Here is a 12760-nt window from a genome sequence, read left to right as displayed (position 1 = left end):
GGTTATGGCTCACTGCAGTTATAACTCTCACAACAGGGTGATTATCATCCTTTATTTACAATGATATTCGACGAGTGATTTATGTGGCGTGTTGCTTTTTTTCTTGTAGCGCTCATGGCTTTGCCGCTGCAGGCGGCTACAGTGAATACTTTATATCAGGCGCAGGTGCCTCTGCCTGATTCCGACCGGCAAACGGAGCAGACCGCGCGGGTTGCCGCCTTACAACAAGTGCTGGTAAAAGTGTCCGGGCAGCGAGACATCGCCAGCAACGAAGTCATCCGAAAAGCGCTGGAAAACAGCAGCTCTTATGTCAGCCAACTGGGCTATAGCAATGAGCAGGGACAGCCGGTGCTGGAAATCAGTTTTGACAGCGAGAAAATCCGTACACTGCTGACTCAGGCCAGTGCCACCTTTTGGTCTGAGCAACGTCCTACTGTGCTTGTCTGGCTGGTGGAAGAGGCTAATCGTGATCGTACGATAGTGTGGGATCAGTCCGGTAATAGCCTGCAAGCTCATCTGAATCTGGCGGCGGCTCACCGTGGTGTGCCGGTGCTGCTGCCCATCGGTGATTTTCAGGACGTGACCGCGATCAGTGTGCCGGATTTGTGGGGCGGATTTTCGCAGCCAATTGCGAATGCCAGCACTCGCTATCAGCCCGATGCAGTACTGATTGCGCGTGTTCAGCGTCGCAGCGACAGCATGCAGCTGGCCTGGCAACTGTTTCCGAGTTCCCCGGCAGCCATGCTGGATGGCAACTCAGCGTCACTTGAGGGACGTAACAGCGGAGACAGTACGGCGGCCATTACGGCTATGATGGATCAGGTTGCTGACAATCTGGCAGCACGCTATGCCGTCCAGCTGGGTGGCGCCACCGAAGGCGGCTTTGCCATTGACGTGGCTAATGTGCGCCGGGTTGAAGACTTTTTTCAGCTCGAAAAACTGCTGAAAGATCTCAGCTCAGTGGCCTCTGTGAATGCCAGCCATTTGCAGGGTGATAAGGTCCGCTTTGCGATTCAGTTGTTGAGCAACGAGCAGGTGTTTGCCCGCGAGTTGAGCATGGAGCCCAGAATTCAGGCGCAGCCGGTTTCGGCGTTGGTGCGTGATGTCGCTTTTGATAATCAATCCGCAGGGGATACAACCCCAGCGAATCAGGAAGGTATGATTGTGCCGACCTCCAGAGAAGGATCGGCATCTGAGCCCTTGTCTCAGCTGGATGTGTCAGGTACTCAGGCAGCAGCATCCAGCATCGGTTTGTATTACTGGAATCCAAACACCTGACGCTATTGCAGAAATTATCATCGTAAAAAAAGCCCCCCGGCTGAGTGCCGGCGGGCTTTTTTCTCATCTTATTCTTACTTATCGCCGTGGGCTTCCCGCTCTTCCCGCTCAACCTGAGACAGCTTTTTAAGCTTATTGCCCAATTCCCGGCTCCGTGTCCGTGCAAACAGAATGTTGGCGAAAAAAGCCGCGGTGGCCAGTCCGAGTTCAATCAAGGCCAGCCAGCGTTCTCCGCCGTCAATCCAAAGCAGCGTCAGGGCATGCAGAAAATAGAACATCAGAATGAAGTTTGCCCAGGCGTGGGTGTAAGGCTTACCCTGCAGCATTCCTTTGAGGGGCAGCAGCAAAGGCAGTATCCACATCCCGGCCACCACATAGTTGTTGAGGTGAGGGTGGGGCGAAATCACGCTCTGCCACAGAAAAACCCACAGCAGCAGAGACAGGTTGGCTGTCAGTGCCAAGTAGCGTAATTTCCGGGTTGAAGGGCTCATCGGTTTCATATTGGTATCCGTATCCTAAAACTGCGCAGTGCGACTGGATAATACTTATTGATGTAATTGCCTGGCCGTTTGTGCCAGCCTTTTGCCTAACGCTTGCGCCAGAGCGGCTTCGTCTGGTGTCAGCCCGTCGTTCTGATTAAGGTGTGAGGCGCCGTAAGGGGTACCGCCAGACTGGGTGGTATGCAGCAGTGGTTCGGAGTAAGGCAGTCCCAAAACCAGCATGCCGTGATGCAGCAGCGGTAACAGCATGGACTGCAGTGTTGTCTCCTGCCCGCCATGCATTGAAGACGATGCGGTAAACACGCAGGCAGGTTTGCCAATCAGGCTGCCCGAGAGCCATTGCGCACTGGTACTGTCGATGAAATGTTTCAGCGGCGCGGCCATATTGCCAAAGCGGACAGGGCTGCCCAGCGCCAGCCCCTGGCACTGCTCCAGATCAGCCACTGACACAAAGGGATCGCCGTTGTCCTGAGCGCTTTCCAGCTCGCCGTTTGCACGTATTTCAGGGACGGTACGCAGCACCGCTTCACACCCTTCAATCTGGCCAATGCCGCGGGCGATTTGTCTGGCGAGCTGGCGGGTGCTGCCATGGCGGCTATAGTAGAGCACCAGAATGGGTAGCATCAGAGGATATCCAGTACTTGCTCAGGCGGACGGCCAAGCGCCGCTTTATCGCCTTTGACCACGATAGGGCGCTCGATCAGTTTGGGATGGGCAACCATAGCCTCGCGCAGTGCCTGCTCAGAGACAGAGTCGTCGCCCAGGTTCAGCGCTTTGTAGATATCTTCTTTGGTGCGCATCATCTGGCGGGCAGAATCAAATCCCAGCTTGCGCTGCAGCTCGGCTAATTGCTCAGCGGAAGGCGTCTCTTCCAGATACTTAATAACCTCCGGCTGGATGCCTTTGCTTTCAAGCAGGTTTAAGGTTTCCCGGCTTTTTGAGCAGCGTGGATTGTGATAAATGGTGACAGACATAATAGCTCCCGGATTGTCGGTATCTTATTGTTAAGGCAAAGTTGTTAAGGCAAAGTTGTTAAGGTTAAGCCCGCCAGAATCAGCGGGCTAAATCACGGATATTAAGGTGACCTGCTGCTTTGATCAGAGGTCGGCAAACCTGGCTCGTGCCAGGCGCAGCTGATCGATGCGTGCGTCATATCTGGCCTGATCCAGCGAGCCGACATCGACCATCTGGCTGGCTTGAATGTAATTCTGGATTGCTTTTTCCCAGTCGCCGCGCAATGCCATCACTTCAGCACGCGCTGCCAGCTCACCGTCTCTGCGTCCGATACCGGCATAGGCTTCGGCCAGCATCCCCCAGCCGTTGACATCGGCAGGGTTATCATAGGTAAAACGGCTGAGCAGCGACAGGCTGTCTTTCGCCCGGCCGGCTTCAAGATAGGCATGGGCCAGGTTGAGCCTGAGCACGGCATTTTCCGGGTTGGATTTGAGCGCTTGCTGCAACCGGTTAATGGCGCTGTCATAGCGTTGCTGGAACACATCCAAATCGGTTGCAGAATCAATAAAGAAGCGGTTACCTGGCTCGGCCTGCAACAGCGGCATCAGCAGTTCCCGCGCCTGGTCATATTTTCCGCTGTCCATATACACCAGGGCTTTACCGTAATTCACCGCCATCAGGCTGGCACCGCGAGCTTCTTTTCCTTTGCGGTTGAACCAGTCCAGCGCATTACGGCTGTCCAGATTGGCATACCGGGCGATGATTCTGGCCTGAGCCAGCAGGTAGCTTTCCGAAACGGCTACACGGCGAGGCGGATACTGAGCAGCACGGCTGCGGGTATCAGCAATACGGGATTCCGGTAAGGGGTGAGTCAGCAACATAGCAGGAGGCGTGCTGGCGTATCGGTACTGGTCGGCTAAACGGCCAAAAAAGCCGGGCATAGCCTGCACATCAAACCCGGCTTTGGCTAAGGTTGCGATACCGATCCGGTCCGCTTCCATCTCATTGCTGCGGGTATAGTTTATCTGGCCCTGCACTGAGGCGGCGGTGGTTGCCTGAATTGCAGCAATACCCGCTTCCGGCGCTGCAATCGCCAGCATCAGAGAGCCAATCAGGGCAGCCATAGTGGCCGGTGATTTCTTGGCCTGATCTTCCATGCTTCTGGCCAGATGGCGCTGCGTGATATGGGCAATTTCGTGCGCCATGACAGAAGCCAGCTCACTTTCGCTTTGGGCATGCAGGAACAGCCCGCTGTGCAGGGCAACATGGCCGCCAAAAAAAGCAAAGGCGTTCACTTCCCGGTTCTGAATCAGAAAAAATTCAAACGGCGTACGCACATCCTGTGCATTGGCCACTAATCTGTGTCCCAGATCTTTGACATATTCAGCGAGCAAAGGGTCATTAATGATAGGTTTACTGGCCCGCAGCAAGCGCATGTAGGCATCGCCGTATTCCAGCTCTTTTTCGATGGTCAGTGTCGCGGCGGCCGTTGTTCCGATCTCGGGCAGATCTTCCAAAGAAGCATCGGCCCGGCTCACAGACGCTGTGCTAAGCAGAGCACACAGCAGCAAACAAACTGGCTTTTTGACAAATCGAAGCTTAGAAAAGGTGATCATCTTCATTCGTATGTTGATATTCCGGTTGCTGCGGGATTTGCAGTAAATCTATCTGCGCGCTTACAGGTATGACAACAAAAGCTCCAGGGTGTTTCTTTCTTGTCGTCATAATGTTATTTACAATAACTTGTTGGATAATAACCGCCTGTGCCTGAGAATGGAAATACCTAAGCTGGATTTAGCCGATACCCGTTGCCCGCTGGCCTTACTGATGGCAAAGCGCACTTGCCGTCAGCTCAAAGCAGGGCAGTCGTTGGCGATACATATCTGTGATGCCGGCTCAAGAAAAGATATACCACGCTATTTGTTGAATCATGGGTTTCAGGTTCATATTCAATCAGATAACCCACAGTTACTTGTGATTACCGTTACTAGAAGGTTGTGACGCTCATATGCTCGAAATGATTAGTCGCTGGTATCAGCGCAGATTTTCTGACCCCCACGCGGTCAGTTTGGTGGCGATCCTCTTGGTGGGCTTCATCACCATCTATTTTTTCGGCAACCTCATCGCGCCTTTGCTTGCCGCAATAGTGCTTGCTTACTTACTGGAATGGCCGGTGATGTACCTGACCCGGATGAAAGTGCCACGAACTCTGGCCGTCACTCTGGTCATATTGCTGTTCGCCGGTTTAATGGTGATGGCCGTTTTCGTGTTGATTCCTGTTATCTGGCATCAGATCAGTAATTTACTTTCTGATATGCCAAGTATGTTTAACGATCTGCAGCATTATGTGTCCAGCCTGCCAGAGCGATACCCCGAGCTGGTTCAGCCGGAGCAGATCACCGCTGTGATGAACAACCTGCGCGCGAAAGTGCTGGGCATGGGCGAGAGTGCGCTGAAAGGCTCGGTAGCATCGTTGATGAGCCTGGCCACATTGGCGGTCTATCTGATTCTGGTGCCCTTACTGGTCTTTTTCTTGTTGAAAGATAAGGATGAGATGCTCAGTGCCTTCAGCCGCATCTTGCCCCGTAATCGCCGTCTGGCTAGTAAGGTCGGCGCTGAGATGAACCAGCAGATTTCGAATTATATCCGTGGCAAGGTCACTGAAATCATTATTGTTGGTACCGTCAGTTACATCACTTTTGCGCTGCTTGATTTACGCTATGCCCTGTTACTGGCTGTACTGGTGGGTTTCTCGGTATTGATTCCATATATAGGCGCGGCAGCGGTGACTTTGCCGGTTGCTATGGTCGGGCTGTTCCAGTGGGGGCTGACGCCAGATTTCTGGTGGCTGCTGGTGGCCTACGGCATTATTCAGACGCTGGATGGTAATGTACTGGTTCCCGTCCTCTTTTCGGAAGCGGTGAATCTTCACCCGGTCGCTATCATTATTTCCGTGCTGGTTTTTGGCGGGCTATGGGGCTTCTGGGGGGTGTTCTTTGCGATTCCGTTAGCCACACTGGTGAAGGCCGTCTGGAATGCCTTACCGGCCACAGATCATGGCGAAGAGGCCGATTAACCATCACTTAGCTAGTCATCGCACAGCTAGTCATCGCACAGGGAGGTTGGGTGAATATATCCGTGAAGATAGTCCTGCTGACCGCCCTGGCGATGCTGGCGTTTGCTGCCAATTCACTGCTCAACCGGGTGGCCTTGTCGGACACGGCAATTGATCCTGCCAGTTTTACTCTGATTCGTTTACTGGCAGGAGCCCTGTTGTTATGGCTCATTCACGCTTACAGTCATTCAGGTAAGAAACACAAAGCGAGTGTGGGCGGCAACTGGCTGTCTGCACTTGCACTCTTCGTCTATGCTGCCGGCTTTTCTTTTGCTTATCTCAGTCTGACGGCGGCGACTGGTGCATTGCTGCTGTTTGCCGCGGTGCAAATCACCATGATGGCCGTTGCGCTGAGCAGGGGTGAAAGGCTGACCTCCTTGCAAATGATCGGTTTTACACTTGCCCTGGCAGGGCTGGTGGTACTTTTGTTGCCCGGCGTATCAGCGCCTTCCTGGCCGGGAGCTGTTCTGATGCTGATGGCGGGAGTGGCCTGGGGAGCTTATACCCTGCGAGGCAAAGGTGCCGCAGATCCGATCCAGACGACGGCAGGGAACTTTTTACGTGCTGTGCCATTTGGTCTGGCATGCTGGTTAATATGGGGAAAAACTGAGCTGGATGCGCTCGGGGTGTGGTATGCCGTACTTTCTGGTGGGCTCGCTTCAGGCGTCGGTTATGCGGTTTGGTATACGGTTTTACCCTCACTGAGCGCAATGATAGCGGCTACCGTTCAACTCAGCGTGCCTGTTCTGGCGGCTGTCGGTGGTGTGCTGATGTTAGCGGAGCCCGTGACACTACGATTGCTGGTCGCTTCGATGGCGATTCTGGGAGGGATAGCCATGGTTATCGGGGCCCGAAAAGTGACCAACTGATAACGATGTCACTGGAAGCACAAAGGCCGAATTGACGGCCTTTGCTGAGTGTCTGCAGAACTAGCTGTTGCCGTTCAGGTAAGCCAGCACGACCTCGTGGTGATCTTTGGTTTTGAACTTATTGAAGACATGTTCAATCACGCCGTCTTCGTTGATCAGAAAGCTGATACGGTGCAGACCGTCGTATACTTTGCCCATAAACTTCTTCTCGCCCCATACGCCAAACTGTTCGGCAACCGCATGATCTTCATCAGAGAGCAGGGTGAAGTTGAGGTTGTCGCGCTCAATGAATTTAGGCAGGCGTTTGACCGGATCAATACTGATACCCAGAACAACGACGTTCAGCGCATCCAGCTCCGATTTGCTGTCGCGTAATCCACAGGCTTGTACGGTACAGCCCGGGGTCATGGCTTTAGGATAAAAATAAGCGAGTACTTTTTTACCTTTGAAATCGTTCAGGCTGACAGGCGCACCATTCTGATCTGGCAGAGTGAAGTCAGGTGCAGGGGTACCCGCAGTCAAGGTTTGCATGTGTCGTTCCTTATTATTCGAGGTTACTTGGGTAAATGGCCGGTAAAGGTCACTGTGCCTGACACTTGCACGGCCTGGCACAGGGCTTCAAATTCTTCCTGCAAAGACATCAGATTGCAACCTTCGGGCAGGTTAGTGCTGAGCTGTAAGGTGAGCTGGTCTTCCTCACCTTTACCTTCTTCTTCCTGAGAATGGGCACTGAGTGCTGAAATGTCTATCTGGCGGCTGGCACAGAAATGGGTGAACTTTTCTATCAGGCCCGGGGCATCATTGCCTTCAATGTGGAAGTCGGCGGTATAGGGATAAAAGCGGTGTTCGTGCTTGGTGGTTCTTTTCATCACGGTCAGCAGATCAAACTGCTGGGCCTGAAGCGGTAGGGTCGCTTCAACCTTGGCTATCGATGCTGCGGTTCCTGACAGTAAAAGTATGAAGGTAAATTCACTGCCAAAAATAGCCAGTCGGCTGTCTTCAATATTGCAGCCGCTGAGTGAGATATGTCGGGTAATTTCATCAGTAATACCCGGGCGATCTGAGCCGATTGCGGTGATGACGAGGTAGTGTTCCATACAGTTTCACATTGATGACCTTTATGTTTGCATGGTAGCACAGCCAACTTATCTCCTGCCATGAAGTTACCTTTGCAAATGATGATATTGTTATGATTGATATATTTTGTTGTTAAATTCGCTGACCATGGTGCAAGTCACTGGTTTAATCCACTTTTGACAGGGGATCACAGGACAGAATTAACGAACAGGATATGGCCAGCTATGACAGCTATTTTACATTCTACTTGCTTGTGTTTACTGCCACTCAAAAGTACCATGAGAAATCAATAAAAAAGGGAGATCGACATGTTTACTGGTAGCATGGTAGCGCTAGTTACGCCCTTGGATGAAGTCGGCGAAGTTGATTACGCCAGCCTGAAATCCTTGGTTGAATATCATATTGCAGCGGGTACAGACGCGATTGTCGCTGTCGGTACCACAGGTGAGTCAGCGACTCTCACTGTTGAAGAGCACGTCAAAGTCGTGCTGAAAACAGTCGATTTTGCTCAGGGACGTATCCCTGTTATTGCCGGTACAGGCGCCAATGCCACCCATGAAGCCATCACTTTTAGCAAACTATTCTCGGGTACGGGCGTAGCAGCTTGCCTGACCGTCACACCGTATTACAACAAACCGACTCAGGAAGGTTTGTATCAGCATTTTAAAGCGATTTCAGAAGCCACCGATCTGCCTCAGATTCTGTATAACGTACCAGGTCGTACGTCGGTGGACATGTTGCCTGAAACGGTTGCCCGTCTGTCTAAGCTCGATAACATTATCGGCGTCAAAGATGCGACAGGTGATTTAGCCCGGGTGGAAAAAACACGGGAACTTTGTGGCAAAGATTTCCTCCAATTCAGCGGTGATGATGCAACAGGTCTGGAATTTGTGGCACGCGGCGGTCACGGCGTGATTTCTGTGACGGCGAATATTGCAGCACCAGATATGGCAACTATGTTCCAGCTGGCCTTAAAAGGAGAACTGGACGAGGCGAAAGCCATCGATGCCAAACTGATGCCGCTGCACAAGCACCTGTTTGTTGAGTCCAATCCCATTCCGGTGAAATGGGCAGCACAAAAGCTAGGACTGATTCAGCACGGCACACTGCGTTTGCCATTAACGCCACTGAGCAAAGAGGCTGAACCTGTGGTGTTACAAGCGTTGAAAGATGCGAAACTGCTGCCTTCACTGGCTACCGCATAGGAACGTAAGAACTCTACATGAATGTGAATTACAGGCTGGCAGTTACGGCTGTCATGGTGGCTGCTCTGGCTGGCTGTTCGGGCAGCGCAGAGCGACGCCGACAGGCTAATCAGGATTTTAATTATCTGGAAACAGCGCCGTTAAGCAGCTGGAACAGCCCTAGTGGCTCTGCGGCGACGCTGTCGAACGAGTATGCGATACCGCCTAAAGAATACCCGGGCGCGATTGGCAGAGCCGTTGATATTCGCCCTCCTCAGCAAGTGCTGGCTCTGATCCCTGGTGCCAGAACCGTGCACAACAGTGATGGTACCGTTAGTCTGCAGTTAGTGAATTCGGCTGAACTGAACGAGTTGTGGACACTGACCAAACGTATGGCAACTGAGCGTAACATTGCTCTTGATGTGAATACGGCCCAAACACTGGAAACCGGGTGGGTGAACTGGAACAACGAAGACGAAGATACTGAGATAAGCAGTCGCTATCGGATTTCTCGTGCCAGTGCCAACGACCAGAATCTGTATACCATCAAACTGCTCGACTGGCGTGAAGCCGGTGTAGAGAAACCTGTCAGTATGGTTAATCAGGAGCGTTACAGCATTCTGATGACCAACCTGGTGATGGCTAAGTACGATGCTTATGAGCGTGAGAAAGCAAGGTTACGTGCCGAGGAGCTGGTGAAGCAGATCCCAATCACTATGGGGCAGGATCGTAGCGGTTTGCCTGTGATTATCGCCCGCGCGCCTTATAACGTGTTCTGGGAACGCCTGCCAAGTCTGTTGCAGACCCTTGGCTTTACTGTCGACGGGCGCAATCGCTCGCAAGGTACGATCGATGTGAGTTTCCGTAACCCGGATGACAGCTTCTGGGTCGATTTAGGCATTCAGCCTCTGCAGCTGGAAAACCGCGAATATAAGTTGCAGCTGGGGGATTTGGGAAACCGGACTTCGATCACAGTGACAGATGAGGACGGAAAGCCGATCACAGACGAAGCGTTAGAAAGTATTGCTCCGGTATTAGCGGCTGTGATTGACAAAGATAATCAGAAGTAATTTTTTTCTGATTCTTATCGCGACACAAGTTACCAGACAAAACGAGAACGACAAAAAAACGCTTCGGCATCTGAAAGGATTGCCGAAGCGTTTTTTATTATGCGGATAGAGAAAAGGAATGCTCTGCTATCGCGCGTCTTATTTCACTACTTCGCCTTTTGCCTGCAGATCAGCATGGTAGGAAGAGCGAACAAACGGACCGCAGGCAGCATGAGTAAAGCCCAGCTCCAGCGCGATTTCTTTCAGTTCATCGAACTCTGACGGCGGCACATAACGCTCAACCGGCAGGTGATGTCGGCTTGGTGCCAGGTACTGACCCAGCGTCAGCATGGTGACACCGTGAGCACGAAGATCCTTCAGCACTTCCACAATTTCTTCTTTGGTTTCACCCAGTCCCATCATCAGGCCAGACTTGGTCGGCACTTCAGGATGCATCTCACCAAACTTTTTCAGCAGATCCAGTGACCACTGGTAGTTGGCACCCGGGCGGGCCTTGCGGTACAGGCGCGGTGCGGTTTCCAGATTATGGTTGAAAACATCCGGCGGGTTATCGCGCAGGATCTCCAGTGCGTGATCCATACGGCCACGGAAGTCGGGTACCAGAGTTTCGATTTTGATATCAGGGTTTTTCACCCGAATCTCACGGATACAGTCAGCAAAGTGTTGGGCACCACCATCACGGAGATCATCACGGTCAACCGAGGTGACAACCACATAGCGCAGCTTCATGTCGGCAATGGTCTGAGAAAGCTGTACCGGCTCTTCGGCATTCGGAGGCAGAGGACGGCCGTGGGCCACGTCGCAGAACGGACAACGACGAGTACAGATAGCACCCAGAATCATGAAGGTCGCAGTACCGTGACTGAAACACTCTGCCAGGTTAGGGCAAGAGGCTTCCTCACACACAGAGTGGAGGTTGTTCTTGCGCATCGCGGCTTTGATCTCCTGAATACGCTGAGTGTCGGCCGGAAGCTTGATCTTCATCCATTCTGGCTTACGCAGCATTTCGCGAGGCTTTTCCTCTGCTTCCATGTTACGTACAGGAATCAGGGCCATTTTATCGGCGTCACGGTATTTGACACCAGGTTCAATTACGATCGGTTTGCTCATGATTAATTGCTTTCCGTTGTCCACTCTATGCTCTGGTAATCGAGCAGTTTCACTAACTCATCGACAAGTACAGGTTGCACGTCAGCCAGTTTTGTAGGGCCATTTAGCCTGGCCAGCTGAGTCATTTCCATACCCGCATAACCGCAGGGATTAATACGCAGAAAAGGTGTTAAATCCATGTCGACATTAAGAGCCAGACCATGAAAAGAACAGCCGCGACGGATACGTAGGCCGAGTGAGCAGATTTTTTTACCGTCGACATACACGCCAGGTGCATCAGGACGGGCGTTGGATGCTACACCGAAGCGGGATAGCGTGTTGATTACGGTGTTTTCAATGTGCGTGACCAGTTCGCGGACGCCAAGTTTATGGCGACGCAGGTCAATCAACAGATACATCATTTGCTGTCCGGGACCATGATAGGTCACCTGTCCGCCACGGTCACTCTGAAAAATCGGGATGTCGCCGGGATTGAGCACGTGTTCAGCTTTGCCAGCCTGACCCTGTGTAAAGACGGGAAGGTGCTCAACCAGCCAGATTTCGTCGACAGTGTCGTCATCACGGTTGGCGGTAAAGTGATGCATGGCCTCATAAGTAACAGAATAGTCTGTCAGGCCCAGATTGCGGACAATGAGATTTCGTTGCACATTTCACCCATGTTGTCTGTCGGTCTCAGTTGAGAGCCATTCGAGACCAATAATGGTGCATTATAAATCGTGGCGGCTAAAATTTCAGCCGCCAATTGCTCGGTAAGACCAGGTATCAGAGCACGACGCGAACAATGTCGATTTCACCCAGCTCTTTATACAGGGTTTCTACCTGCTCAATATGGGTCGCTGTGATAGTGATAGACACGGCACTGTAGGTCCCTTTTCCGCTTGGTTTAACGGTTGGGGTATAATCGCCAGGCGCATGACGCTGGACAACGCCCACCACCAAATCAGGCAGCTCAGGCTTGTTAAAGCCCATTACCTTGAAAGAAAACTGACAAGGGAACTCGAGTAAATCTTTAAGTTTTGGCTGTTCTTGCTGTTGCATGCTGAACTCCCAGGAAGGTATGCGGTATATCACAATTTAGGGCAGCATATTAATGGCTCGCAGTCCATAACACAAGTCAAGCATAGGGGCCGGGTAGCAGGCCGCAGCGGTAAAAAGAAAAAGGACAGCGAGGCTGTCCTTTATCAAAAGCGGTGACTTAGCTTAGCCAGCCTTTAAAGAGCAAGACTACGTAGTCAATTAAGCGGCTGAAAATGCTGCCTTCGTTAACTTCGTTGAGCGCCAGAAGCGGGTATTCGGCCACGTCTTCATCGCCCAGGCGGTAGTAAAGTTTACCTACCACGTCGCCTTTACGGATAGGCGCTTTTAACTCTTTTTCCAGCACAAAGTTAGCTTTCAGATCTTTGGCTGAACCGCGAGGCAAGGTCACGAAAGTATCCTGACTGACGCCCAGGGAGACTTCATCGTTGTCGCCCATCCAGACTTTTTCGGTGACAAAAGTTTCGTTCGCTTTATGCGGCGAAACGGTTTCGAAGAAACGGAAACCGTAGTTCAGTAACTTCTTACTCTCAGCCTTACGGCTCATGGTGCCTTGTTGTAAGCCCAG

Annotated in this window: 15 protein-coding genes and 1 pseudogene; 6 read left to right on the top strand and 10 right to left on the bottom strand. The window is 52.1% G+C overall.

The genetic code is table 11. From position 1 onward, the window contains the following. Positions 1-141: 141 nt before the first annotated feature. Entirely contained in the window at positions 142-1278 is a 1137-nt protein-coding gene (locus P0Y67_RS17795) for a DUF2066 domain-containing protein (protein WP_342392980.1), read from the top strand. Positions 1279-1352: 74 nt separating this feature from the next. On the opposite strand, the gene P0Y67_RS17790 is transcribed toward P0Y67_RS17795, so the two are convergent. The 4 genes from P0Y67_RS17790 to bepA form a co-directional block, all read right to left on the bottom strand. Further along, positions 1353-1778: a DUF2069 domain-containing protein gene (locus P0Y67_RS17790; protein WP_342392979.1), complete on the bottom strand. Its 426-nt coding sequence runs from the start codon at positions 1776-1778 to the stop codon at positions 1353-1355. A gap of 45 nt (positions 1779-1823) precedes the next feature. After that, positions 1824-2402 carry an NAD(P)H:quinone oxidoreductase gene (wrbA, locus tag P0Y67_RS17785; protein WP_342392978.1) on the bottom strand — a complete coding sequence of 193 codons (579 nt, stop codon included), beginning with the start codon at positions 2400-2402 and terminating at the stop codon, positions 1824-1826. Continuing rightward, positions 2402-2752, bottom strand: coding sequence for an arsenate reductase (glutaredoxin) (arsC, locus tag P0Y67_RS17780; RefSeq protein ID WP_342392977.1), 351 nt, complete (start codon positions 2750-2752; stop codon positions 2402-2404). The genes wrbA and arsC overlap by 1 nt, the downstream gene beginning before the upstream one ends. Positions 2753-2875: 123 nt before the next feature. After that, positions 2876-4348, bottom strand: coding sequence for a beta-barrel assembly-enhancing protease (bepA, locus tag P0Y67_RS17775; protein WP_342392976.1), 1473 nt, complete (start codon positions 4346-4348; stop codon positions 2876-2878). 157 nt (positions 4349-4505) lie between these two features. On the opposite strand from bepA, the gene P0Y67_RS17770 reads away from it, so the two are divergent. The 3 genes from P0Y67_RS17770 to P0Y67_RS17760 are packed head-to-tail and all read left to right on the top strand — an operon-like array spanning position 4506 to position 6716. Continuing rightward, positions 4506-4733, top strand: coding sequence for a sulfurtransferase TusA family protein (locus P0Y67_RS17770; protein ID WP_342392975.1), 228 nt, complete (start codon positions 4506-4508; stop codon positions 4731-4733). Positions 4734-4740: 7 nt separating this feature from the next. Beyond that, the gene (locus P0Y67_RS17765; RefSeq protein ID WP_342392974.1) at positions 4741-5808 is read left to right on the top strand and encodes an AI-2E family transporter; all 1068 of its coding nucleotides are present in this window, start codon (positions 4741-4743) and stop codon (positions 5806-5808) included. Between the two features lie 50 nt (positions 5809-5858). Next, entirely contained in the window at positions 5859-6716 is an 858-nt protein-coding gene (locus P0Y67_RS17760; RefSeq protein WP_342392973.1) for a DMT family transporter, read from the top strand. Between the two features lie 60 nt (positions 6717-6776). Here P0Y67_RS17760 and bcp read toward each other — a convergent pair whose 3' ends face one another. Together bcp and P0Y67_RS17750 are read right to left on the bottom strand one after the other, a co-directional pair. After that, on the bottom strand, positions 6777-7247 hold the full coding sequence (gene bcp / locus P0Y67_RS17755; protein WP_027253791.1) for a thioredoxin-dependent thiol peroxidase: 471 nt from the start codon (positions 7245-7247) through the stop codon (positions 6777-6779). Positions 7248-7270: 23 nt separating this feature from the next. Further along, a complete protein-coding gene (locus P0Y67_RS17750) occupies positions 7271-7813 on the bottom strand; it encodes a glycine cleavage system protein R (protein WP_342392972.1) in 543 nt (180 codons plus the stop codon). A 288-nt stretch (positions 7814-8101) separates the two neighbouring features. On the opposite strand from P0Y67_RS17750, the gene dapA reads away from it, so the two are divergent. Together dapA and bamC are read left to right on the top strand one after the other, a co-directional pair. Then, positions 8102-8998: a 4-hydroxy-tetrahydrodipicolinate synthase gene (gene dapA / locus P0Y67_RS17745; protein WP_027253793.1), complete on the top strand. Its 897-nt coding sequence runs from the start codon at positions 8102-8104 to the stop codon at positions 8996-8998. 17 nt (positions 8999-9015) lie between these two features. Beyond that, positions 9016-10047, top strand: coding sequence for an outer membrane protein assembly factor BamC (gene bamC, locus P0Y67_RS17740; protein WP_342392971.1), 1032 nt, complete (start codon positions 9016-9018; stop codon positions 10045-10047). A gap of 138 nt (positions 10048-10185) precedes the next feature. Here the strand turns inward: bamC and lipA are convergent, their stop codons facing one another. The 4 genes and pseudogenes from lipA to P0Y67_RS17720 form a co-directional block, all read right to left on the bottom strand. Then, positions 10186-11157: a lipoyl synthase gene (lipA, locus tag P0Y67_RS17735; protein ID WP_192014583.1), complete on the bottom strand. Its 972-nt coding sequence runs from the start codon at positions 11155-11157 to the stop codon at positions 10186-10188. Positions 11158-11159: 2 nt separating this feature from the next. Next, entirely contained in the window at positions 11160-11804 is a 645-nt protein-coding gene (lipB, locus tag P0Y67_RS17730) for a lipoyl(octanoyl) transferase LipB (protein WP_342392970.1), read from the bottom strand. A gap of 115 nt (positions 11805-11919) precedes the next feature. After that, a complete protein-coding gene (gene ybeD / locus P0Y67_RS17725) occupies positions 11920-12195 on the bottom strand; it encodes a DUF493 family protein YbeD (RefSeq protein WP_027253797.1) in 276 nt (91 codons plus the stop codon). A gap of 157 nt (positions 12196-12352) precedes the next feature. Continuing rightward, a pseudogene (locus P0Y67_RS17720) lies at positions 12353-12760 on the bottom strand (D-alanyl-D-alanine carboxypeptidase); the annotation flags it as partial.

Source organism: Photobacterium sp. SP02, from assembly GCF_038519165.1.
GTDB classification, from domain to species: domain Bacteria; phylum Pseudomonadota; class Gammaproteobacteria; order Enterobacterales; family Vibrionaceae; genus Photobacterium; species Photobacterium halotolerans.
The sequence above is the reverse complement of the archived record's forward strand: the minus strand, read 5'-3'. Positions and strand labels throughout refer to the sequence as shown.